The organism is Pontibacter sp. HJ8 (assembly GCF_054824225.1).
In genome coordinates, this window is record NZ_JSYF01000483.1 from 1 (window position 1) to 346 (window position 346).

A 346-nucleotide genomic window follows, 5' to 3' on the forward strand; every position below is an offset into this window, starting at 1 on the left:
GAACCATACCTATACCGACAATGCCGCGCCTTATGCTTTGTTTGGCGATGATGGAAACGGCAACTACTACTTCGGTAATGCGACATTGCCCACCGGCAGCTATACCCTGACAGCTACCCCGTACTCGGGTAGCAATGCCTCAGGAACCGCTGGTGCCCCTGTCACATTGGGCTTTACTATCAAAAGTTAGTATTCCAAAAAATAAGTATAGCTAAACTCCTTCTTCTGTGTAGTAATCAACTATAGACTGCGGTATTTAACGTAGCACTCCTATATAAACTAAGGAGAATTTACTTCATAGCCCTAGCAGACATAAAAAAGCAGCCATTAATTAATGGCTGCTTTT

General features: G+C 43.6%; 1 pseudogene. It reads left to right on the top strand.

From position 1 onward, the window contains the following. Positions 1-190: pseudogene (locus tag OB13_RS18220) on the top strand (polysaccharide lyase); the annotation flags it as partial. Between the last annotated feature and the right edge of the window lie 156 nt (positions 191-346).